This window comes from Dolichospermum sp. UHCC 0315A (assembly GCF_008121535.1).
Lineage (GTDB): Bacteria > Cyanobacteriota > Cyanobacteriia > Cyanobacteriales > Nostocaceae > Dolichospermum > Dolichospermum lemmermannii.
The window spans coordinates 2,498,988-2,523,526 of the sequence record NZ_CP043056.1; the positions used below are offsets into that span (position 1 = coordinate 2,498,988).

21 protein-coding genes and 1 pseudogene are annotated in these 24,539 nt (G+C 37.7%); 6 read left to right on the forward strand and 16 right to left on the reverse strand.

Annotation, left to right across the window (positions count from 1 at the left end; translation table 11 throughout):
- Positions 1-4 precede the first annotated feature (4 nt).
- From BMF77_RS12125 to BMF77_RS12165, 9 genes are all read right to left on the reverse strand, one after another.
- Positions 5-628: a DUF4276 family protein gene (locus BMF77_RS12125; protein ID WP_148763072.1), complete on the reverse strand. Its 624-nt coding sequence runs from the start codon at positions 626-628 to the stop codon at positions 5-7.
- Positions 625-1,737 carry an AAA family ATPase gene (locus BMF77_RS12130; RefSeq protein WP_148763074.1) on the reverse strand — a complete coding sequence of 371 codons (1,113 nt, stop codon included), beginning with the start codon at positions 1,735-1,737 and terminating at the stop codon, positions 625-627. The genes BMF77_RS12125 and BMF77_RS12130 overlap by 4 nt, the downstream gene beginning before the upstream one ends.
- Positions 1,738-1,743: 6 nt before the next feature.
- Positions 1,744-2,586, reverse strand: a complete 843-nt coding sequence (locus tag BMF77_RS12135; protein WP_148763076.1) for a hypothetical protein — start codon at positions 2,584-2,586, stop codon at positions 1,744-1,746.
- A gap of 4 nt (positions 2,587-2,590) precedes the next feature.
- The gene (locus BMF77_RS12140) at positions 2,591-3,274 is read right to left on the reverse strand and encodes a hypothetical protein (protein ID WP_246863133.1); all 684 of its coding nucleotides are present in this window, start codon (positions 3,272-3,274) and stop codon (positions 2,591-2,593) included.
- Positions 3,275-3,415: 141 nt separating this feature from the next.
- A complete protein-coding gene (locus tag BMF77_RS12145; RefSeq protein WP_246863157.1) occupies positions 3,416-3,913 on the reverse strand; it encodes a 5-formyltetrahydrofolate cyclo-ligase in 498 nt (165 codons plus the stop codon).
- A gap of 210 nt (positions 3,914-4,123) precedes the next feature.
- Positions 4,124-5,068, reverse strand: a complete 945-nt coding sequence (locus BMF77_RS12150) for a GDP-L-fucose synthase (RefSeq protein WP_148763082.1) — start codon at positions 5,066-5,068, stop codon at positions 4,124-4,126.
- Positions 5,069-5,088: 20 nt separating this feature from the next.
- On the reverse strand, positions 5,089-6,168 hold the full coding sequence (gene gmd / locus BMF77_RS12155) for a GDP-mannose 4,6-dehydratase (RefSeq protein ID WP_148763084.1): 1,080 nt from the start codon (positions 6,166-6,168) through the stop codon (positions 5,089-5,091).
- A gap of 331 nt (positions 6,169-6,499) precedes the next feature.
- On the reverse strand, positions 6,500-7,258 hold the full coding sequence (locus BMF77_RS12160) for a sugar transferase (protein WP_015078769.1): 759 nt from the start codon (positions 7,256-7,258) through the stop codon (positions 6,500-6,502).
- Between the two features lie 112 nt (positions 7,259-7,370).
- The gene (locus BMF77_RS12165; RefSeq protein ID WP_148763086.1) at positions 7,371-8,513 is read right to left on the reverse strand and encodes a glycosyltransferase; all 1,143 of its coding nucleotides are present in this window, start codon (positions 8,511-8,513) and stop codon (positions 7,371-7,373) included.
- A 192-nt stretch (positions 8,514-8,705) separates the two neighbouring features.
- On the opposite strand from BMF77_RS12165, the gene BMF77_RS12170 reads away from it, so the two are divergent.
- The 4 genes from BMF77_RS12170 to BMF77_RS12185 all read left to right on the forward strand — a co-directional run bounded on the left by BMF77_RS12170 (position 8,706) and on the right by BMF77_RS12185 (position 17,488).
- The gene (locus BMF77_RS12170; RefSeq protein WP_148763088.1) at positions 8,706-9,638 is read left to right on the forward strand and encodes an NAD-dependent epimerase/dehydratase family protein; all 933 of its coding nucleotides are present in this window, start codon (positions 8,706-8,708) and stop codon (positions 9,636-9,638) included.
- Positions 9,639-9,965: 327 nt separating this feature from the next.
- Positions 9,966-12,524: a dynamin family protein gene (locus tag BMF77_RS12175; RefSeq protein ID WP_148763090.1), complete on the forward strand. Its 2,559-nt coding sequence runs from the start codon at positions 9,966-9,968 to the stop codon at positions 12,522-12,524.
- Positions 12,525-12,863: 339 nt separating this feature from the next.
- Entirely contained in the window at positions 12,864-16,277 is a 3,414-nt protein-coding gene (locus BMF77_RS12180) for a virulence factor SrfB (RefSeq protein ID WP_148763092.1), read from the forward strand.
- A 122-nt stretch (positions 16,278-16,399) separates the two neighbouring features.
- Entirely contained in the window at positions 16,400-17,488 is a 1,089-nt protein-coding gene (locus BMF77_RS12185; RefSeq protein ID WP_148763094.1) for a hypothetical protein, read from the forward strand.
- 53 nt (positions 17,489-17,541) lie between these two features.
- Here BMF77_RS12185 and BMF77_RS12190 read toward each other — a convergent pair whose 3' ends face one another.
- The 4 genes from BMF77_RS12190 to BMF77_RS12205 form a co-directional block, all read right to left on the reverse strand.
- Positions 17,542-17,940 (reverse strand): type II toxin-antitoxin system VapC family toxin, encoded by a 399-nt coding sequence (locus tag BMF77_RS12190; RefSeq protein ID WP_246863134.1) that lies wholly within the window; start codon positions 17,938-17,940, stop codon positions 17,542-17,544.
- Positions 17,924-18,151 carry a hypothetical protein gene (locus BMF77_RS12195; protein ID WP_148763098.1) on the reverse strand — a complete coding sequence of 76 codons (228 nt, stop codon included), beginning with the start codon at positions 18,149-18,151 and terminating at the stop codon, positions 17,924-17,926. Before BMF77_RS12195 ends, BMF77_RS12190 begins: the two co-directional genes overlap by 17 nt.
- Before the next feature lie 385 nt (positions 18,152-18,536).
- A complete protein-coding gene (locus tag BMF77_RS12200; RefSeq protein ID WP_148763100.1) occupies positions 18,537-19,022 on the reverse strand; it encodes a DUF3368 domain-containing protein in 486 nt (161 codons plus the stop codon).
- A gap of 5 nt (positions 19,023-19,027) precedes the next feature.
- Complete coding sequence (locus tag BMF77_RS12205; RefSeq protein ID WP_148763102.1) at positions 19,028-19,267, reverse strand: UPF0175 family protein; 240 nt, start codon at positions 19,265-19,267, stop codon at positions 19,028-19,030.
- A 168-nt stretch (positions 19,268-19,435) separates the two neighbouring features.
- Between BMF77_RS12205 and BMF77_RS12210 the strand changes: the two genes are divergently transcribed.
- Together BMF77_RS12210 and BMF77_RS12215 are read left to right on the forward strand one after the other, a co-directional pair.
- A complete protein-coding gene (locus BMF77_RS12210) occupies positions 19,436-19,696 on the forward strand; it encodes an AbrB/MazE/SpoVT family DNA-binding domain-containing protein (RefSeq protein WP_148763104.1) in 261 nt (86 codons plus the stop codon).
- Positions 19,690-20,013: a type II toxin-antitoxin system PemK/MazF family toxin gene (locus tag BMF77_RS12215; protein ID WP_233467055.1), complete on the forward strand. Its 324-nt coding sequence runs from the start codon at positions 19,690-19,692 to the stop codon at positions 20,011-20,013. The genes BMF77_RS12210 and BMF77_RS12215 overlap by 7 nt, the downstream gene beginning before the upstream one ends.
- Positions 20,014-20,133: 120 nt before the next feature.
- Here the strand turns inward: BMF77_RS12215 and secA are convergent, their stop codons facing one another.
- The 3 genes and pseudogenes from secA to BMF77_RS12230 all read right to left on the reverse strand — a co-directional run bounded on the left by secA (position 20,134) and on the right by BMF77_RS12230 (position 24,491).
- On the reverse strand, positions 20,134-22,914 hold the full coding sequence (gene secA, locus BMF77_RS12220) for a preprotein translocase subunit SecA (RefSeq protein WP_148763109.1): 2,781 nt from the start codon (positions 22,912-22,914) through the stop codon (positions 20,134-20,136).
- A gap of 141 nt (positions 22,915-23,055) precedes the next feature.
- A pseudogene (locus BMF77_RS12225) lies at positions 23,056-23,592 on the reverse strand (cytochrome C).
- Between the two features lie 134 nt (positions 23,593-23,726).
- Complete coding sequence (locus tag BMF77_RS12230) at positions 23,727-24,491, reverse strand: flagellar motor protein (RefSeq protein ID WP_148763111.1); 765 nt, start codon at positions 24,489-24,491, stop codon at positions 23,727-23,729.
- Positions 24,492-24,539: the final 48 nt, after the last annotated feature.

A 24,539-nucleotide genomic window follows, 5' to 3' on the forward strand; every position in this document is an offset into this window, starting at 1 on the left:
TAAGCTACTTGATATTTTCCAGTTTTGTTAACCATTTATCGAAATGCTGACACTGTTTACGTATTGTATCCAATCCGATATCCATAGCAATTAAAGAACCATGTAACGGTTTATCATATCCAGGACAACATCGAAGAATACGTTTAGAAGGTGCTGTTATCGGACTATCATTAATATGTTCAGGTGAAGAAAAGGATTCACGTTCACGCTGTAGTTGTTCTACTATGTTTTGATCAAACCATCCTAAAAAAGATTGTGGATTACTATAGAGAAGTCCCTCAAACTCATGCACCAATAAATTAGGAATAAAATTTTGGACTCCAATATCTACACCCATTTGTTGTTCAAGATATTCAGCTTTCTCAAAAAGATTAGCTGTAGTGGGAATAGAACTTTTACCGGGAAAATCTTTTGGTAGTCCATACAAATCTAACATCGTAGTTACAAAAGCGGTGCTATCTTCAGAACATTTCCGATATAATTCTTTTCTGATTTTTCCATAAGTTACCGCACCTCCTAGAAGTATAGGGTTAACATATATGTTTTGTTGCAGAAAATGATTGTAAAGTAATTCTCTGACAAAAGTTTCTTCCGTTTGTCCTTCTACAAAAATGTTGACTCGAATCATCTTGAAGGTCTACCTCCAATAATGTTCTTTTTCCACAATTCTCCTAAAGTATAATCTTCTAACCACTCTTGTAAATCATCCTCATCCAATCTACGCAGTAATGATTTACCATCTTTTCTATCTACAATAATCACATCATTTGCTGTAAATTCATTTAATAATTCTACAGATTGAGTAGAAACAATTACTTGTTTTTCTCTAGAAGCAGCACGTATTAAAGATGCTAAAATAGTAATTGCATAAGGATGAAGACCTAACTCTGGTTCATCAACTAAAATAGTTTCTGGTTGTAAAACAGTAGGTTGTAAAAATACCGTTGCTAAACATATAAAACGCAGCGTTCCATCTGAAAGCAAATGAGCTTTAAAAGGAATATCTTGACCTTGTTCAAACCATTCTAACTCTATTAGATCCTGATTGTGTGGAGAAGGACGCAATAAAAAATCACCAAAGAAAGGTGCGACAAGTCTGATTGTTTTAACAATTTGTTGATAAGATTGGGAATAGTTATTTTTCAATAAATATAAAAAAGCCGCCAAATTGCGAGCATCTGGACGCAGATAAATATTATCATTAATAGGAGCAGCTTGTTTTACATAGGCACTATCGCTGGTGTCATGAAAATGATAAACTCGCCATTGCTGCATAGTAGATAATATATCTTTATCCTTTTTTGTCCCAGTTCCTTTAAAAGCCTGAGTTTCAAAATTACCACTACCTATTAGTGCTTGTGTTTGCATTATCGAGTTACCACTACTCCTCCAGCCAAAAGATTCTTTAGAAAACATCAGACGGTTATCTTGAGTTGGTTCAAGAGTGGCAAGGTATCTATTATTGCCAAAATATAGTTCAATCTCTAATTGTTCAGTTGTTTTTCGACCAAAATGCAATATTGTATCTGGTCCACCTTGACGACTAACAAAAACTTGCAAATGTCCATCAAGTATCTCTTGAACCATGCGAAAAAAGCTGATAAAATTGGATTTTCCTGCGCCATTGCAGCCAATTAGTATATTGAGTTGAGTAAGTTCAAGATTACATTCTGCAATAGATTTAAAGCCCTTCAAAACAATCCTTGATAGTTGTTTTTTATTAATCAACTTTGCCATAGTTTTTTATTCTGGTAAAGCATCTAAATCAGATAACTTAACTTGCCAGCTTGCTTTCTCAATTTTTTCCAAATACTCCTGTATTAACTTAAATTCTTGATAGCTATAATTTGAATTATCGCATTCATAATAATGGCTTTCATTAACTATTTCTTCTTCCGGATTTGAAGCACTTTTTTTATTTAAGTAATAATTAAAGTTGTCAAAATCTTGGGATACTCCGAACTCTACTACACAATCTCCAGCACTAGCCATTCCTCTTAGATTATAAACATAAGGACTGCTCTCTCTGCGAAATTTATCTTGAAATTTCCAAGTTTTTCTAATTACTCCATTGTAAATTTTCTCCAGTAATTTTTGTATATATTCTAAACGAGTAATTTTTTCCTCGTTCATCTTAAAAATCATTTGTTCCGACATATTTTCTCCTTGTTCATTATTTTGCAAAACTAAAATCTGTTGTTTAGCTAAGTTCAAAATCTCTTGATGATTTATTTCCGGTTGTTTTGTATTTTGTAATTCTAACCTTTCAACCAAATAACTATAAAGTTCTAAACATTTTTCATGATTCTCTGGCTGATTCCATAAATCATCACAAGCCTTTAAAGTATCTAAAGCAAATTGAAAATTTCCCTGTTCACAATGATGATAAAAAGCATCAATATAATCTGTTAAATCATCTTCCCAATCCCAATTTTCTAGCCAATCACCTTCTATATCATCAACATAAAGATGAATATAATCAGAACCATAAGTTTGTTTATCTAGCTGCAACTGTTGGGATGCTTCCAGATACTTTTCATCTACCTCGGAAGTTGACTGATTATAAATACTTACATTCTTAGTCATAATACTATCCAGGGAAGGGTATAACGTCAATAAAAGTGATGGGGCGATCGCTACTCTTTTTTAGTATAACATCTGCTAACTTGAGTAGATTATTGGGAGTGTTCACTTGAGCATCATGACTAACCAATAAAGCCCGTTTAATACCCCAACAGCTTAATTTATTATTCCATTTCTGCTGCTTTTTCAGAAAATCAGGGTTACGTTGTCCATCTCGAAGGATAGCAGTACCTGTAAGTTGAACAAACACAGGCTCAATTACACTAGGAACGTGACTAACAAGTAAATCTGTAGCCATAGATAAATCTAGAATATAACGGTTTGAAGCACTTCCGTCAGACCTAGCATTAATTGTTTTAGTTATAGCAATAATTAAATCTTCGTCACTACCAGTATACTCTTCTTGTATAAGTTTTTCAATCCAGTAAGAAAATTTTGGATCTTCTTGACTCAACCAATTAGGTAATATGACGCTATACCAGTAATACTCAGTTACAGATAGATTCTTTTGTTGGCAAAATTTTTCTATTTCTCCTTGAGGTAAATTTAAAATCGGTTTGATCTCATATATATAAGTTTGAATATCGTAATAAAATTCATTGAGAAAACCTATTAAAAACCGTTTTTTATCAAGGAGTTCATTTTTATATTTAGCTAGTGTGGCTAGAATTTCTTTAATCCTAACTGCCAATTCAGTTTCTCCTCTAAACAGAGATTCACGTTTTAAAGGTTGTAATCTGAGCTTAATCTCGTTTGCTTGTAATCTAGTCCTATATGCGGACAAGTTAAATCTCCATTCGGGGTTGTTTTGTTAATTCTAGACTATTGTGTATCAAAAAAAAGCATTTTCTGTCATCACCCTTTCTAAAGGTTTGTCCCAACTATCAACAGGTAATTGAGATAAATAAGCAAAATCAAAAACCACTCCTATAGTTGCTTTTGTCTGCCAACCTGGTGAATTTAACAAACGGTCATAATATCCCCCACCATAACCTAAGCGGTATCCTTGGACATCACAACCCACACAGGGGACAAGAATTAAATCTACTTCTTCAATGTCAATTATCGGTGCTTCGTGGTGAGGTTCAGTAATCCCATAAGCGCCGATATTAATTGTGTCTTTAGGTTGCCAAGAATGCCAAACTAGAGACTTATCAACACAACGGGGAAAACCCCAACGTTTGTTAGTGTTGGTATACAGTGAGCTAATATCAGGTTCTTGACGAAAGCTAAAAAAAGCGAGAATGGTATTTGCTTGATTAAATATAACCGAGTTTTGGATATTGGTGGTGAGGCGATCGCTCTTTTCTCTCCATTCTAATAATGTCATTGACTGACGTTGCTGGAGTAGAGTCCGTCGCAGTTCTTTTTTACTTAGCTGAGACAATTTTGGATTTTAAATTTTAGATTTTAGATTTCCCTCGTTCCCATACTCTGTATGGGAATGAATTAAGAAGGCTCTGCCTTGTGTGTATGCTAGAGTCAGAGACTCTATGAAGGCATTCCCAGTCGGAGACTGGGAACGAGATGAGGAGATCATCTATGCAGCGTTTTTACGCCACCAATCAATAGTATTTTTCAAACCTTGTCTAAATTCTACTTCAGCAGTGAAGCCAAAAGCCTGTTTTGCCCTTTCCGTATCCAAACAACGTCGGGGTTGACCATTGGGTTTGTCGGTTTCCCACACAAGTTCACCCTCATACTCCATCAATTCGCAAATTAAGGTGATTAAGTCTTTAATGGATATCTCGTAACCAGTTCCTAAATTGACGGGTTCAGCATCATTATAAAACTGAGTTCCCATGACTATTCCCCGTGCTGCGTCTGTAGAATACAAAAATTCCCGGGTAGGAGAACCATCACCCCACACAGGAAGTTGTTTTTCTCCCCTGGTTTGGGCTTCTTCCACTTTGCGAATTAAAGCGGGAATTACATGAGAACTGCTGGGGTTGAAATTATCTTCAGGTCCATACAAGTTCACTGGTAACAGGTAAATACCATTAAACCCATACTGCTGACGATAAGATTGTAGTTGGACTAAGAGAGCTTTTTTCGCTACTCCATAGGGGGCGTTAGTCTCTTCTGGATAACCATTCCAGATGTCATCTTCTTTAAATGGTACAGGGGTAAATTTAGGATAGGCGCAAATAGTTCCTACACAGACAAACTTTTCTATCCCCTGTTGATAAGCTGCATGGATTAACTGAGTTCCCATGATCAAGTTATCGTAAAATAACTCGCCGGGTTTTTCTCGATTTAGACCAATACCACCAACATGGGCAGCTAGGTGAATGATAATATCCTGTTGATCTGCTGCCCGTTGGCAATTTTCCCATACTCGTAGATCACAGTCGTGCGATCGCGTTACAGTAATTTTCTCACTGTTAGCACCATGCTGACATAATTGATCTATCACCTGACGGCCGAGAAAACCCGCCCCACCAGTGACAAGAATCCGTTTATTTGCTAATTCTAAGGCAGTCATATTATTATCCTTGATCTGAATTAAAAGTGCAGAGATCCTAATTCTTGACGGGTAGTAGCAATATCTTGAGGGTATTTTGCACCATTACCATTAGGGGAAGTACAACCCACAGCTTGTAAATCAGCTTCTACCATTAGCGCAACCAGTTCTTTAAATGTTACTGATGGTTTCCAGCCTAATTTTTGCTGTGCCTTAGTGGGATCACCAATTAATAAATCTACTTCCGCAGGACGTAAATAACGTTGATCAAACTCTACGTATTTCTGCCAATCGAGATTAACATAACTAAATGCTAACTCCAGAAACTCTTTTACTGAATGGGTTTCACCGGTTGCCACCACATAATCATCTGGCTGCTCTTGTTGCAACATCAACCACATTGCTTTTACGTAATCTTTGGCATAACCCCAATCTCTCTTGGAGTCCAAATTACCCATAAAGATATTTTTTTGTTTACCAGCAACTATGCGGGCTATGGCTCTAGTAATTTTGCGGGTAACAAATGTTTCTCCCCTTCTGGGAGATTCATGATTAAAAAGAATACCGTTACAAGCAAATAAATTGTAAGATTCGCGGTAATTTATGGTTTGCCAGTGAGCGTACACCTTAGCACAAGCGTAGGGACTGCGGGGATAAAAGGGTGTGGTTTCACTTTGGGGAACTGCTTGCACCAAACCATACATTTCCGAAGAACCAGCTTGATAGAAACGGACTTCAATCCCAGTGCGGTGCTGATAATCGCGGATTGCTTCCAATAAACGTAATGTCCCCATACCTACAGCATCTACTGTATATTCAGGTGAATCAAAGCTCACCCTAACATGAGATTGAGCGCCTAAATTATAAATTTCTGTAGGTTTGACTTCCTCTAAAATCCGCCGCAGTGTTGTTCCGTCTGTCAAATCACCATAGTGGAGAAATAGCCTTGCGTCCTCGTTATGAGGATCTTCATACATATGATCAATTCTGTCTGTGTTAAAGGTGGAAGTACGGCGAATAATCCCGTGGACTTCATAACCTTGTTCTAGTAAAAGTTCAGTTAAATAAGAACCATCTTGACCAGTAATACCAGTAATTAAAGCCCGTTTTCTTTGTGTCATGCTTGGTGATGCCTTGTTATTTTTAGTTGAAGATTACAAACAGTCTGATATAAACTAGCAGTTAATTGATATAACTGCCCAATAGTCAGGCTGCAAATATTAGTTGCTATTACAAGTTAAAGGTCAACAAATATTTTTGCTAAAAAACACTTTAACAAATAATTATAGGTTTAGTTCAATTAATATTTTTAATTTCAAGTGTATCAATTATTGCCAGTACCAGAAATTCCTTGAGCCGTATATATGCGTAAGAATAAATTTTATACCTTTGCTATCAAAAATAGTTTTTGGGGCATAATGTTGCCCCATAAGATGGAATTTGCGTACTTACTTAGTAAGCTCCTTTATTTTTGGGCATAATGACAACATTAACTGTTTTCAGGATGATCCACAAATCAAGCCAAAAATTCCTAAAATTGACATAATGGAGGTCTATTTGCACCCGGCGAGGATATGGAATATCATTACGCCCGGATACTTGCCACAAACCAGTAATTCCAGGACGAATCGTTAAAACATGATTGATATAATCACCATATTTGATTAATTCTTCCGCTACTAAAGGTCTTGGCCCAACTACACTCATGTCTCCTTTGAGAACATTCCAAAATTGGGGAAATTCATCTAAGCTGGTAATTCGCAAAAAGTGACCAATTTTAGTGATTCTTGGGTCTGTTTTCAGCTTAAAATTGTCTTCAAATTCTGCTCGGAGGTTAGGTGATGTAGCCATCATTTCGACGAGAATTTCGTCAGCATTGTTGACCATGGTGCGAAACTTAATGCAATTGAAGCTGCGGTAGTTTTTGCCCACCCGTTCTTGAACATAAAAGATTGGACCCTTTGAGCTTATGGCTATCAATAAGGCCAATATCATGTAGATGGGAGAAAACAAAATCAAGACCGACAATGAAAAAACTATATCAAACAGTCGTTTAAAAAACTCTCCGTATAAACCCTGAAAAGATAAACTTCTGGATTTCACCTTTGGCTGTTTAACTTTTTGACCACGTTTTGATAAAACAGTCACAGATGTACTGTTATCCTTCCGCGGGTATCGCTTGCCGGAGAGGAGTGAACTCTGGGCAGTCATCATACTCCTTTATAATCCACACCACACATAGTCCCAATCTTAAAGCTAAAAGGCAGTAATTTTGAGGAAAAATTTGCACTCTTCTGAGAAAATAAATACAAAAGGCCGATGTTTACTTTTGGTAAACTCCTTTTTCACGACATTCATTCACAAAACCTAGATAACGTTCTGCAAAAACCTGGCGAGAAAATTGATTAGCGTGTGTTTGTATATACTCGTAATTGTATAAATGCTCATGATCTACAAATTTTTCTACGGCATCTACTATAGCTCCTACTGTTTGGATTTTAAATAATATACCAGTTCCTGTATCAGGATGTGTCTGAATATCTCTCACTGTTTCTAATGCACCACCTGCACCATAGGCAATTACGGGAGTTCCACAAGCTTGGGCTTCAACTAGGGCAATGCCAAAGTCTTCGCAAGCTGCATAAACAAAGGCTTTGGCACGGGACATATAATTTTTGACGATATGATCGGGTTGCCATCCTAAGATTTGAATGTGTGGTTGGGCTATTTCCCGCAACTTGTTCATTTCCAGACCTGTACCAATAACTATCAAGGGTTTTTTGAGGCGATTAAAAGCCTGAACAATTAAGGAAACTTGTTTATAACTTACTAGTCGGGAAACTATCAGATAAAAATCCTCTTTTTGCGAGGAAAAGAGACATTCATCAATATTCACTGGTGGATAGATGACGGTTGCTTCTCGACGATAGCACCGCCAAATTCGTCTAGCTGTGTGTTGGGAGTTGGCAATGAAGTAATCCACCCGGTTGGCACTGATTACGTCCCATTGCCGCAAATTATGGAGGATTTGGCGGGTGATCCAGCCGATTGCTCCTTGCCCTAGTTTGCTTTGGTTGAGATAATCAAAGGTTAAATCCCACGCGTAGCGCATGGGGCTATGGCTATAGCAGATATGCAATTGATTAGGGGTGGTTAAGACTCCTTTAGCTACAGCATGAGATGAAGATAAAATAACTTCATATTGTCGCAAATCCAATTGCTCAATGGCCAAGGGTAATAGGGGTAAATATTTTTGGACTCCTTGACGGGCTTGGGGAAATTTCTGTAAAAACGTTGTGCCAATTTGACGTTTATACAGGTAACTTTCTGGATTGCTGGATTCAAAATCAATCAGGGCGTATAAATCAGCGTCAATGTGATTTAATATTTCCTGGACTACGAGTTCTGAACCTCCTGTGGCTTGAGGGGTTAACCACTCATGAACTAAGGCATATTCTAAGGACACGTTTAAGTTGAATGGGTGGAAGGTAAGTAGGTGAGCATTAAAAATTGTCGTTCGGAGACGGCAGGGGGAAAGATTTTGATCTCTCTAGATTCAATAGAAGATATAATCCTACCAAAAGATGTTCCTCTAGTGATACTACAACCTGATAACCTCTACAGATAAGGGTGATTTTTATTCAGGAATTAGAAAGTTATGCGGATTCTGGTTATTGGTGGAACTCGGTTTATTGGTGTGTATTTGACTCAACTGCTGATTAAGGATGGACATGAGGTGGTTTTGTTCAATCGTGGTAATCATGCTGCACCTTCAGGTGTAGGACAAATTATAGGCGATCGCACTAACTCAACTCAACTTCAAGAAAAGTTAGCACCAGAAAGTTTTGATGTCGTTTTTGACAATAATGGTAGGGAACTCACGGATACACAACCTCTGGCAGAAATTTTTCAAGGACGGGTCAAACATTTTGTTTATATGAGTTCTGCGGGTGTTTACCTCAAATCTGACCAAATGCCCCATTTAGAAGGGGATGCTGTTGATCCTAAGAGTCGTCACCAGGGTAAACATGAAACGGAAGCTTACCTCAAGCAGTTGGGAATCCCCTTTACTTCTATTCGTCCTACTTATATCTACGGACCGCAAAATTATAATCCTTTGGAAAGTTGGTTTTTTGATAGAATTGTACGCGATCGCCCGATTTGTATTCCTGGGAATGGAATGCACATCACTCAGCTTGGTCATGTCTGGGATTTAGCTCAAGCGATGACCCAGATAATTGGGAATGATCAAGCAATTGGGCAGATTTATAATATTTCGGGCGATCGCTTTGTCACTTTCGATGGGTTAGCGCGTGCTTGTGCTGTAGCTGCTGGTAAATCTGCCGATGATGTGAAAATCGTCCATTATGATCCGAAAAAGTTTGATTTCGGTAAACGGAAAGCTTTTCCGATGCGGGTACAGCATTTCTTTGCATCAGTGAATAAAGCACAAATAGAATTAAATTGGCAACCTCAATATGATTTGATTTCTGGTTTGCAAAATTCTTTAGTAAATGATTATTTAATCAATGGACAAGACAAATTAGAAGTTGATTTTTCTGTAGATGATGAGATTTTGAAAGCTGGGTAATTTCTGGCAGTTGCCGGGGTTTAGCATTGCTCATTGGTGTCAACTTAACGGTATAAGTAGGTTGGCGTTGAAAATTGTCGTCATAGCAAGGCAAGAGGCAAGAGGCAAGAGGCAAGAGGCAAGAGGGTTTGGGCGATTTTACTTTTCTTTACACAGATTGGTTTTATTGTGTTCACCTACTTAGATGAAGATTAGAAAAACAAAGAACAAAGAAATTCCCGCTTCCGTCTTGCGTCTTGCCTGTTTTCGTGGCATCACATAGGAATAGTTTTGAGGTTTTGTGTTATAACCCAGTTGTGAAAATGAACTCAAACGAAAGACTACTCTATGGAACCAGATAAGCTGGCACGATTGAAAGAGTACGGTGAATTTATCCTCCGCAAAATTGACTCAGTTCCCCAACGCCCTTCCCAGGAGGAAGATTGGGTTCCCACTAGCCTTGATGATTGTCTGCTGCGGCTGCGAGAGGCAGCAGAGAAAACTGTGGAACTGGCCAACTCACCGGTAAAAATTGGCATCATGGGGGAATTTAGCAGCGGTAAAAGTTTGCTGCTAGGAAGTCTCATTGGTTACGCAGACGCTTTACCCGTGAGCGAAAATCCGACAACCGGTAATGTCACGGCTATTCATATTAAACCCCAGGATGGTTTTGCAACTACCCAAGCAAATAATTATACGGTAGAATATTTATCCCATGAAGGGGTAAATGAGTGCTTACACTTCATGCTCAAAGAAGCAAACCGTCGCGCTGCGTCCGCTGGGGTGACACCTTTACAGGTAGCTAAAATTAAAACCGGTAAGGATATCAGTATTTGGTGTGAGGAAGTTTGGAAAAGTTCCAATAATTTAGAGTTGCGTTATTTGGTGCGGGAGTTAGTGTTATTTTTGCGGGCTTATCAGGCTTATGGTGAGGCTTTATGCGGTCGTCTTTACCCAATTGATGGGATTACAGCCCGTGAAGGTTTACAACTGGCAGAAATGCCTATGGCGATTCAATCTCTCAAATTTGAGGATTTACCAGCAGCGAATGTTCGCTTACCAAATGCGCCACAAAGGTTAGGAACGCAATTATTACAAACCAGTTTTCCCTTAATTCGTCGTGTTGATATTGATGTGAAAATATCACGAGAAATTTGGGATGTTACAGGTGCAGAAGAATTTGTCCTTTTAGATTTTCCCGGCTTGGGTGCAGCTAATTCTGGAACTAGAGATACATTTTTATCCTTGCGAGAATTGGCACAGGTACAGACAATTTTAGTCTTACTTAATGGTAAATCACCGGGGAGCGATCGCGCCAATAAAATCTTCACAATGATGCAGCAACAGCGTCCAGGACAAGACCTCAAGGATTTAATTCTTGTCGGTGTGGGACGTTTTGATCAACTGCCTTTAGAAAGTGAAGGAGGAGAAAGGGAACTAGATTTATTAATTGCTAATCAATCTGATTCTCAACCCTTACAAACAAATGCAGTTTTCCAAAAATTGAAAGTTCTCAAAACCATTATTGATGGGGCGGAAGCATTTACTTCTCAAAAAGATAGAATTGTCTTATTATCGCCACTATTAGGATTGTCTGAATTTGCCAAACGTTCTAGTCAAATTAAAGCAGGTTCTGAGGAATTTCTTGCCAATTTAGATTATCCTGATTATCTGGAAAGACCGAAAAAATTACAACAGAAATGGGGTGATTTAAGTGAAGCTTTATTAGCAGCAGATGGGAGGAATCAATTAGGAAGACAATTAGGTTATTTTGCTCAAGATGGTGGGATTAGTAAATTAAGAGAATTGATTCAAACTCATGTTGCTAATCATGGTTTAAAGCAATTGTATGAAGATACCCGTCGGGCTGCTGATGTGATTCGTCAACAACAAGAATATCTCAAAGAAATTATTGCCGAAATCCATGAACAAGGCATACCCACAGTTGATACTCCAGCTTTACTAGAATTAAGATCAGCCATAGAAAGTTTAGATAGAACCTACAGAAACTTTCAGAAAGATTTAGGTAAAGAACAACTGAAAGATAGAAGAGGAATTGTAGTTAGTGATGTCATTAAAGATGAACTAACTTTGAAAATTTTGAATTGGAGTCAGTGGACATTATTATTTAATAAAATTCAAAATGGCACAATTACCTTAGCGGAATTTAAAGGTGCAGCGGGGAAATTATTTGATAGAGGAAATCGAGTCAATACCTCCATAGCAACCAAGAGTGATGACTTTTATCCGGCTTTTGAAAAAACAGTGAAAGAACTGGAAAATTTTGCAAGCGATCGCATTCATCAAGCTGTGGTAGACTTATTAAGCTCATTGGCACATCAAATTACCTTAGAACGGGAAAAACTGCAAACCATTCTTATCCCAGAAATGGAACAAGAAATTGAATCAAAATTTGGACTTGAAGAAGCAGATTTATTTTATAAACTCTTACTAGGATCTGATCCTCGTCAATGGAAAGAAGCCATTATTACCGAAATCAATAACCATGATCAAAGTATCAAACCAGAAAGTATTTTTCCCCTAGCCAGACAAGATGAAAAACACAGTGTAGGACAAATTTTTGATTGGTCACCAGAGAGAAATCAAAACACATCAAGAAGCGCAAATCATCAACTTTTCGTTTTACGACTGCGAGATGAAATTACCGCTAGTGCTAGTCTTCACCTCGTGCAATATGTCAGTGAAAGTAATCAGCAAGTAAATATAGAAATCAATGGAATTTTAGATCAAATTATTCCCAGCTTGCAAAACCTGGCCAAAAAAGAAGCACTACTAAGATATATTGCTGCAAGAGATTCACAAACCGAATTAGCCATTCCAGCTTGGCTAGAAATCTTAACCGATATTGCCACAATTAATGAAGAAGAATTATTTACCTGCATTTAATTGGTAATACCATTTCTTTATGAGACTGCGCTGAATTTTGTAACCTTGTCTTTTCCTCCTCTGTGTTCTCTGTGCCTCTGTGGTATGGCTAACGCCACGCTTCGCTAACGTTCCTTTCTAAATTTGGCGCATCTTTCAAAATTGATATAACATCTAATAAAGTACAAATTCATCTGCGTTCATCTGCGTTTATCCTCCTCCATCTGCGGTTAAAATCTTCCTTATCTACCTCACTGAAATAGGAATTGATATAATCCGTACTCTTCTATTAGTTATCAAATAAATTTAGGGAAATGCACTATCAATGAAATATTAACAAACAAAAAAGGAACATCAAAAATGCCTGTGGAAATTCAGCTTCTACCTAGCTTTAAATTAGGTGTGAAAGAAAACACACAGTTGCATCTACCCACCATCCAAATTGTCCCTATTAAAAGCAACATACCGTACATTTCTCGAATTACCTGCATAGTTAGAGGTACACCAAATGAATTAGCAGCACAAATTCAAAAAAGTTATAGACAATTTCACACAGCCACACCCAAACAAATTTATAATATTTCTCAATTAGGACAAGATCCCTGTCAGTTAGATGCACCTTTAATCACAATAGTTGATTGTACCTTAAAGGTGATTGTCGAATATTTTGATTCTGACGCTGGGGGAAAACCAAATTTGTCCATATCTAATCATGTATGTGCTGAATGTGATCTTTGGTTTATACCCAATTTACAAAAATCATCAAGTTCATCTACAAAAAATCATCTACCCATGAATACTTCACAATTTGATCACTATTTGAATAATTTAAGTCAACAACTCAGTGAAAAACTCAACGAAAAACAAAGAAAAAGATTTCCTGGTTGGTTAGCGTTAGATTTTGGTACTTCCAACTCCACAGTGACACTTTTTGACCCCATAGAAGTCCCCATTGCCGAAGTTTTACCCAGAGAACAAGAACTGAGATTAAGAGAACGGATGGCGGAATGGTTCAATTCCTCCCCAGATTTAGCCTTACCAGATGTTAGTAGTGGTGAGTGGGAAAAATTTATAGTTGACATTAGCAAAAACTTAGCAATAGAATCAGATCAATTAAGTGAAATTTTTGAAAGTGATAACAAAGAATTATTTTTAGAAGCAATTCGCCAAATTGAATTATGTTTAGGAACAAGTGATAGATTTCGGCGGGCTGTTAGCAAGAAACTTTATGCTATATATCACGAAGTTTTCCGCGTTCCCACATTAGAATCACAAAATTTAATTCCCGTAATTTTAGATATTGATAGACGCAGTACAGAAATTCCCAGTGAAATGGAAGTATCGCAATTAATTCCCTTAAAACTACGCATGGGTAGAGACGCAAGAGATAATAGAAAAAAAGCCATAGCCCAAGGAACAACTGTTTCAGTTAAAGAAATTATTAGCAGATTTCATCATTCACCCAAACGCTATTTTGGACAAGATCGATCTTTCCCAATTATCTTAGAAGAAGATGAAGAAAACATTCAAGTTAATCGCCTAATTCAAGCAGCTTGGGCGCAATTAATTGAACTAACAGAAGATTATCGGCAACGGGCTAGACGGAGATTTTCAGAAGGCGATTTTTTAACAGCAGTTGTTACCTATCCCACCGTTGCCCCTCCCGTAGTTCGCAAAGAAATTAAGCAATTAGTCCAGGAATTAGGCATTGATGATGTGCAAACAGCCTATGACGAAGCTGTTTCTGTAGCTATCTTTTTCCTGTGGCGAGAATTTGGCGGAAATCTGAATATTGGGATTGAATCTTTTAAAACTCGTTGTCGTCAAAATGGGAATAAATGGTCACAAAATGTCCTGGTTTTAGATATTGGTGGGGGTACAACAGACTTAGCTTTAATTGAACTTACTCTAGAAGATAAAACTCCCTTCTTTGCAGATCATGAAGATAGAGGTTTAGGAGGACGTTACTATAAACTTACTCCCAAATTATTAGGTTCTTCGGGACATTTACAATTAGGTGGTGAATTAATTACTTTACGAATTTTCCGTTTGTTAAAAGTTGCAATTTCTGATTTTCTGCTGACCGCAGTTACCACAGGTGACATTGAAAGCGATAAATTAGAAGACTTAATTAACTCTGAATTAAATGACCGTTTTTTAGAAGATGGAAAATTTAAAACTGGTAGTTTATTAAAATGTATAGATAAAGAAAATCCCGAAGGTGACGTTGCTTTTAAAGATGCCCTAGATACAGCGGAAAAAGTCTTACCAACTCGTTGGCAACAAGCCACCCAACGCCTACAAACCTTTTACACATTGTGGGATCATGCTGAAGCTGCTAAACTCAAATTAGGGCAAAAACCACCCGCAGATGGTTCTTTATTAACCTTCACTTTAAATGAACAACAAATTGGTGAACTTCTTGCCCAAAGTGCGATTAAATTTCAAGTTAGAAGTTCTGAATCTATTTCTCTAACTTTAGATCATCAGCAATTTGAACGGGCAGCAACTTCTTCAATTAAAGAAGCCATTGGTATTGCAAAAGGCTTAATGGAAAGCCGTCTTAATTCAGAAACAAATCAAAAAGTAGATTGGTTAATTCTGTCTGGAAAAACTTGTAACTTTAATCTTGTTCAACAACAAATTTACGAAGAATTTAGTAAATCGCCTTATTTTGTTTGGAATCCCGAACGAATTACTTTTGTTTTAGAATTTACCAAAATTGCCACTTCCGCAGGTGCTTGTTATGCCGAAAAATTGCGTCGCTTTCGATTTGATCCAGAAGAATCTAAAAATCTGTTACGTAAAGGTGCAAATCAACTAGAAATTGATGTCAAAAACCTGTTTTATTATCTTCCTTGTAACTTCAAACGCAAAACCCAAAGTAACGAACCATTAGCCATTTTTAATGCTGGACAAGAACTATATCAACTTGCACCTTGGGATACTGTTGCTAAAGTACGGACACCTTGGCAGGGCATCCAATTAACGAATATTATCCATCGTCAAGATTATGAAAACGGAACTTTTCGCCTGTGGGGTAGTTTCGACGGTAAAATATTGATGGATAAATTGGGTATGGAAGAACAGGAATTTCTCAAAAAAATTAAAATCCAATTTGAGATTGACCAAGCTTTACAATTTAGCGTTTTACTATGCCGAGGTAATCCCCATTATTTAATAGATGTGGTTGGCATTGATATTAATTCGGTCATATCTAAATCTAGTGAAAATACCTTATTTACTGATGGTAATTTAAAATGGAATATCGCCATAGAAAACCATCAACACAACTTAAATGATGGTGATATTGCTGTTAATGTCTTAGAATCTGCCACAGTTGATCAACCTCATGCTTATCATTTAGTATTTGCAGTTGATAATAATGAAAGTAAATCAATGGAAACATTTCATTATTTACAAGATGGTGTCAAACAACCAGGAACAGGATTAATCAGTAAACCTTTGCCATCATTTCCCCAAAGTGGTCAACACACCTTCTATATTTATCAAACTGATAGTGATACAAATACTAAGAAATGGCTACGAATTGGCACACTCAGCAGACCGGATATTATCACAGATTATCCTTGTCAATATCATGTGACTCTTGATAATACAGGCATATTAAGAATGCACGCTGGGGCAGTTCCTTATTGGACATCTAATAATCAAGAATGTCTAGAACAAGAAGGATGTGTTTATCGCGCAGAATTGGAATTACAACCTAACGAAGTTGATAAAGAACGTGATCCTTTTTGTGGTATTCATTAGCTTTAATTCCGTAGGTTGGGTTGACGTAAGGAAACCCAACATTATCAATAATTTTATGGACTTTTGTTGGGTTGCGCTGTCGCTTAACCCAACCTACTTTTTATTTTCATCCTGACAAAATTATGCAGAATTTACATAAACTACTAAATACAAAAAACTCAGAATTAGCCAAAATATTACGGTTTAATTTATATGGATTAGCCGCAACTTTAACCAAAGCAAATCAAGAATATCCGCTTGATACCGGATTTCAGCTATCAGAAGAAATTCTCCAAGAACTTCATCAATTATTAGATCCCCGACTTATTGAAGAAGTTGGGGATCTAAAACAACCTCAGTTAATAAAATTAAAAGATGCTTTTAATGATGATTCAGAATTAAAATCTTATCTTGGTAATTCTTGTATTCAAAGCCAAATTGATGCGGAAATATGGAACGAAATTCATAGAAAACTGTTGCGAGTTCCTGAAGATGTAGCTACATTTTGGCGACATAAGGCTTTAGAATTAGCGCAAGAAGTAGGTGCAGTTGTAGATCATATAAATCTGGAGGAATTACCATTTGTCCGTGATGAAATTATTTATCCAGGGTTAAGTGGTACAGTTAAGTCCAAAGGATTATGTTTATCTCAAACAGCTTTGGTAAATTCAGGAATTGCCCAAACGCATCTTTCTGAAAATTTATATTTAATCGCCGGATTTTTACTTTTATATATTAAGTTTATTGAAATAGATCCAGACTTACATCATGCTTTAAAAAGTGTTTTTAGCTTTGATGTAGTTTCTTTACATTCTAAATTAGAACAACGTCATCAATATATTGACACATTAAGCGATCGCTTTCAACGCCTGCAAAAATCCGAGGAAAATACTGATACTATTTTAAATTTATGTGCCTGGATTGACATGGATGAAGCCATTCATTCCTTAGTATTTATCCCCCCGGCTGAACGTTATTCTTGGTGGGGAAAATTACAAAAAGAATCTCGTCGTCTCCTCAGAAAAGCCGCAGACAAAGCAGTTAAAGCAGGTAATGAAGTCCGACTTAAACAGTTATCAGGACTGTATGGTGATGTTTGTGAATTTTCTAAAGATGACTTGCAATTAGACTGTGGTGGTAATCCAGGTGAAGTATTAACTTGTTTGCGAGTCTATACCAAAATTAATCAGCAAGAGTATCCGGGAAGGGTGATATTTCGGACTTTAAGGTAAGAGAATAATTGAAAATCATTACAACTCTCCTTCGTGGTTCATCTATTTTTATGCTATATCCAAGAAACTGTTTGTAAATTTTCAACCTCCTGAAAATGAGTATCGCGTGTAACTAAAATTAGATTATATTGAAGACTTATTGCAGTAATCCAAATATCATTTTCAGGTAACGGACGACCTTTTAAACGTAGCTGGTTTTTTATTTCACCGTATATTCGAGATGTTTCTGTATTACATTCAAGTACAGTATTATTAGCGATAAATTCTTCAATCCGTTCTAGATTCTCTTTTGAACGTCCTGATTTTCTCGCACCATAACACAATTCCCCGACTGCAATACTGGGAATGAAAACTTCATTTGCTTGTACAAGGTTATTTTTTACTACTAATTCACTACCAAAGAAAGCAATAATGATATTAGTATCGAGCAAGTATCTACCATTCATTAACATCAACCTTTTCACAATCTTGTTTTATTGCTTCACTCATTAGCTGTAAGTCTTCTTTAGGTATTGAACCTGCAAAATGCAGTAATTGTTTACCGGGAACACCTTTGATTTTTGAACTTGTCAAATTGCGGGCAAATTCTAGGACTTGATATTGCAAGTCTTGAGGCATTATTTTTAATTGTTCAATAACTTGGTCAGCAATAGATGTAGTCATAATATTTTTTTCCTACCACCATTAAATACTATGTTATTGTAAAATCAAAGTCAGTCAAGGGTAGACCTTGCTACCACGATCTGAAAAAGTCAGACCTCTTGACCGCAATCATATTATAACAATTTTCTATAATCTAAATTATCTTATGTCAAGAAATTTACAGTATTATGTTTTAATAATATTTCATAAGCTGCTTTTACTATGCTCATCTTCTTTATTCATGGTGTCAGTACAAAAAATTCTACTTATGCTGAAGCACTTATAAAAAATATCAAAAAGGATAGCATAAGTTTATAATTTTTTCCTCGCATGAAATTAATGTCTTGCACTTGAAGCAACTCCTAACAATACTAAAAGATTAGTAATGATTATTTTAATTGCATTGTCATAGCTCTCTTGCTTGCCTTAAAACTTGTTCATACAGATTCTGATTTACCCAATATTGAGCCACATCAATCATCGCATCAAGTAACGGTTTGATTTCAGCAATAATATGTTTCTCCTTAGCTAATAAAAGAATACCAAGAGTACCAATTAATCGTAATCCTATACTTTGAGCTACTTTACGAGCATCTCGTTCATCTAACAGAATTTTATGTATACCTGTTTCAAGAGCTAAAGCAATAGCTTCTCGTTCTCCATCATCTAGTTCTGGGGAAATAATAGGGTCTATATTTGAGACAGTGCGAACTTGTAGCCATTCAGAAGCAACAGCTTGTAAAATAAATTGTGACCACAAAAATCCTGAAACTGTTGTTTCATCATAAACAGCTTGAGGAATTATAACTTGTCCAAACACCTCCTTCAAAATATCTAGACGATTGATAGCAGCAAAGTTAATTAGAGGTGTAGCATTACAAATAACAGTCACAATTATTAAAAACCTTCTTGAATAGTCTTAACATCTTCCAATAAATCAACTTCATTATAATGTCGTTCAATTTTCCTTTCTCCTAAAAGCTGCTGAAATTCCCAAACAGATAAATTAGCCAAACGTCGCGCTTGACCAAAAGTAAAAATATTCTGTGCATATAACTGTAAAGCTAAATCCTGACGAATAGCCGACTCACCCTGACTTAAAGAATCAGGTGATAATTGTAAATTAATCGAACTCACAAATTTACTCATTATAGAATGACGTTAGTTATTCATTACTTCATTATACTCAAATACCTGTTTACATATCTCCTCGTAATAGGACTAAATAAATATATCTTCCTCTACTTGACCATTTACCTATTTGTAACTACAATGTAAATACCACCCTATCCCCAAACACAAAAAATGGGTACAGCAATTAAAACCAGAATAGTCAAAATCGGCAATTCCCAAGGTTTACGCATTCCCAAAACCTTATTAGAACAAAGCGGAATTAACTCAGAAGTAGAAATAGAAGTTCACGGTAATCATCTGATTATTCGCCCAGTTACACAAATAAGAAAAGGTTGGGAAAAAGCATTTATAGAAATGGCAGAAAAACAAGATGATGTCCTATTAGATGATATCAACACAACAGAATGGGATAAAGATGAATGGCAATGGTAGTTAACAGATTTGATGTTTTCCTAGTTAATCTTGACCCTACCATTGGGAGTGAAATTAAAAAAACACGCCCCTGCTTAATAATTTCACCAAACGAGATAAACCACCATATTGCCACCGTCATAGTTGCACCAATGACAACAAAAGGGCAACCATACCCCACAAGAGTAACCTGTCAATTTCAAGGACAAAATGGACAAATTGTATTAGACCAAATTCGCACAGTAGATAAAACTCGATTAGTCAAACTTCTGGGTCAAATTACTACAGAAGAACAAAAAACAGTTCTGGATATCCTAGCTGAAATGTTCGCCGAATAACTCTTCTTCCTCCTCTTCCTTTGCGCCTTTGCTCCTTAGCGACTTTGCGCGAAACAAAAATAAAACAAAGACGCAGAAAACACCCCCCGTGCCTCTGCGTCTGTTGCGAGGAAAAAACCCTTAAACCATCTCAGCAGTTTGTTGCGCTTGAGGCTGGAACATAAACAGAGAATAAACCACATCACGGCGGATATTCACCATCATGTCCAAGAACAACTCATAACCCTCACTCTTATACTCAATGAGCGGGTCCTTTTGCCCATAACCACGCAAGCCAACCGACTCACGCAAAGCATCCATTTGTTGCAAATGCTCCCGCCACAAAGTATCTATGCGTTGGAGAATAAAGAACCGTTCCGCTTGACGCATTAAACCCGGTTGAATTTGGTCAATTTGCGCTTCCTTCATATCATAGGCAATTCGCGCTTGTTCATGGAGAAAAGCTTTAATTTCCATCATTCCCATATCCTCCAACTGTCCAGACTGCATATCAGCCAACAGGTAAACAAACTCCTTCACCTTATCCACCAACTTTTCTAACTCCCATTCTTCCGAAGGTAAATCAGGGTTGATGTAATAATCAACGATGTCGTCCATCGTTTTTTCTGCGTATTTTATCACCTGTTCCTTCAAATCCTGACCTTCCAACACCCGGCGACGTTCCGCATAGATAGCCCGACGTTGGTTATTCATGACCTCGTCATACTCAAACACCTGTTTACGGATGTCGTAGTAATAGGTTTCCACCTTTTTCTGTGCGCCCTCTAAGCTGCGGGTTAACATACCCGATTCAATCGGCATATCTTCTTCCACTTGGAAAGCATTCATTAAGCCAGAAACGCGATCGCCCCCAAAGATGCGTAATAGGTTATCCTCTAAACTGAGGAAAAATCTTGTCGTTCCAGGGTCGCCTTGTCTGCCCGCCCGTCCGCGTAACTGGTTATCAATTCGTCGTGACTCATGACGTTCCGTTCCAATAACGTGCAGACCACCTCTGTTGACAACGTCATCATGTTCGCGGACAGTAAATTCTTCATACTCGTGCTTAACCTGCTGGTAAGCTTCCCGCAATTTCTGAATTACCAGGTCATCTGTCGGGGCTTTTTCCGCCGCCACAGCTACCTTCTCTTCTGCTTCCAATTCCGGTAAACTGCGCTCACCATAAGCCTTCACAGCCACCTCTACAGCCGCTTTTAAAAGCTGTTCTGTTTCTTTTCTTAATTGGGTGGGGAAAATTTCTGGAGAAGCCCGCCAAGTTTTCACCTTTTTACCAGGAACAAAGCCTTGTCCACCACCGCTACCACCCATAGGTAGACCCGAAGCCCTTTGTACGCCAAATTCATCATCTTCAGGGCTAACAATGCGAGGCATAAAGTATTCCCGCAGTTTCAACCGCGCCATATACTCAGAGTTACCACCCAGGATAATGTCTGTACCCCGTCCTGCCATGTTGGTAGCGATAGTTACAGCCCCACTGCGTCCAGCTTGGGCAATAATTTCCGCTTCTCGTTCCACGTTTTCTGGTCTAGCGTTAAGTAACTCGTGGGGAATTTCCATTTCCTTGAGGAGTCGGCTGAGAAGTTCGGACTTTTCGACGCTGGTTGTCCCCACTAACACAGGTCTACCATTTTCGTGCATTTCGGCACATTCTTTAGCGATCGCTCCCCACTTCCCTGGTTCAGTCTTAAACACCATATCAGACAAGTCTTCCCGTCTTCTAATCCGATTGGTGGGAATAATCGTCACTTCCCGTTTGTATATCTTTTCAAATTCCACTTCCTCAGTTTTTGCCGTTCCCGTCATTCCCCCCAACTTGGGATAGAGCAAAAACAGATTTTGATAGGTAATTGTCGCCAAAGTTTGGGTTTCTGGCTGAATTTCTACGTGTTCCTTGGCTTCAATAGCTTGGTGTAAACCATCACTCCAACGCCGTCCTGGCAGTACCCGACCTGTAAATTCATCTACAATCACAATTTCGTCATTGCGGACAATATAATTCACATCTTTGAGAAATAATTCCTTAGCCTTAATCGCATTAAACATAAAATGCGCCCAAGGGTCTTCTGGGTCAAACAAATCGGTCACACCCAACTGATTTTCCGATTCGGCAAAACCCTCATCTGTCAAGAGAACGTTACGATCCTTTTCATTAACTTCGTAATGTTCATCCTTTTGGAGACTAAAAGCAATTTCTGCCGCTTGTAAGTATTTTTCCGTTGGTCTTTCCACCTGACCAGAAATAATTAATGGAGTCCGGGCTTCATCCACTAAAATCGAGTCTACCTCGTCAATTACACAGAAATTAAACGGACGTTGTACCACCTCAGCCATTGAAGTAGCCATATTATCCCGGAGATAATCAAAGCCTATTTCGCTGTTGGTGACATAGGTAATATCACACTCATAGTTTTTTTGGCGCTCGCTGGGGGTCATAGTGGACTGAATTAGCCCCACACTTAACCCTAAGAACCGGTGTACCTGACCCATCCATTCCGCGTCCCGACGCGCCAGGTAATCATTGACGGTAATCACGTGGACACCTTTACCAGTCAGGGCATTTAAATAACTTGGTAGGGTAGCTACTAAAGTTTTCCCCTCACCAGTTTTCATTTCAGCAATTTGCCCAGTATGCAGAATTATCCCACCCTGAAGTTGCACATCAAAGTGTCGCAATCCTAAAACACGCCGTCCTGATTCCCTAACCACAGCAAAGGCTTCCGGTAAAATATCATCTAGGGTGTCGCCATTGGCCAACCGTTGTTTAAACTCGACGGTTTTCGCTTTTAACTGTTCATCAGACAGCGGCTTAATATCTTCCTCTAAGAGGTTAATTTCTGTAATGTAAGGTTGGTATTTTTTAAGTTTACGAGCGTTGGGATCGCCCAACAAAAGTTTTAGCATGGCAGTTTATAGAATTAAATCAAGGGAAATGGAGATTTAAGCTTTAGCTATATAATTATAGACTTTGAATGTCATTGGTAATTGGTAATTGGTCAGTGGTCATTCGTCATTGAGAAAATTCTTCTTCCTAAACTCCTACCCCTACTTCCATTCTGGACTAAGGCTGCGGAAGTCGTACTTATCAGCATTAAAATGACAACTCACACAACTACCCATATTTATAGGAGTGGGTAATTTGACACCAGGATGCAAAGCCTTAAAATAACGAGAGTCCTTGAGACGCTAGGGTGTTGTTTCTTCCTGTAGTTGCACACGGGAAAAGGTGTAAAGATATTTTGATACTAAAAGATGTTCAAGTTTGCCTAAAGGCTTAATTTGTACGCTATAGTGCTGGGAGTCTTGTAAAAGGTTTTTCCAAGTTTAACTAGGAAATACAGCCGGTGGTAATGCGATATGACAAGATGAGCAGTTTTCTAGATACAGTTCTTGTCCTGGTTGGTATTGTGTTGGTACGACATCAACAGTCCCAATTGAGTCTACAGGATTTGCACCGCGAGCGCTGGTAGCGAATCCTAATATCCAGCCCATGGCCACACTCCAAGCAAAAATCACCAGCATGACGATAAGTAGTTGGCGTTTTAGTCGGCGGTGGGATTTGCTTTTTGCTACATTTGACATAAGGTTCTCAGTTAGGAGTTCAGGAGTTCAGACGGAAGAATTAGATCAAATTAGGAATAGTCTCGAATCTGGGAAGGTGATAGATTTTTGATGGAAGGGGGAAGGCAAAATTTTGATAGATGAAGTATGATTTTTTATCTAACTTCTCGCACTTCTCCCAACCGTGTAAATCGGATTTCAATTCGTCGTCGAGTGACATCCTCTTTCCGCGCTATCCCTGCAAATTTTCCATTTGGTAATATTAATTGTGCCGCAGAATAAGCACGAAATGATAGTCCAGATAGTTTACCTTGTTTTTTCTGGATATCACCCAGCACCTTCACAACTGACAAAGCCCGCATTAATCCTAAATCAGCATTAGAACCAGCTTGTAGTTTTCCTACTTGTAAGTTACCACTAGCTACATTTTCTAAATTTACATCTAAATTACTTGTTACTTTACTATTAGCTTGTCCGTCTGTATGTCCGATTATTTCTACTACATTAATCCCATATTGTTTAGTTCTAGCTTCTATTTCCGGTACTATTTGTTTCAATATATAAGTTGACATTTTCGCAGGAATTTCCGCACTACCGGAAGCAAATCTATAATCTCCTTGATCTTTTATGATTATGATTGGTGGTGTATCTGTTGATTGTTTTTCAGACTGTAGTTGTAGTTGTATTTGTAAATATTTTACTTGCTGCTGTAATTGTTTGATTTTTAAAGCTAACTGTTCTGAATTTTGAACACTTTGATTGATATTTTTACTAATCTGTGATTTATTGATTTGTGATATGATAATAGTTAAAAACAAAAATAAAACCAATATCATAAACGCATTAGACATTAAATCAGTAAATGCTGGCCAAACGTTTAGATCTTCATTATATTCTGTGTAGCGTGAACGACGAGCCATAATTGCAATGTTTTATTTTTGTAAATTTGTTAGTCAATTTAAACAGTA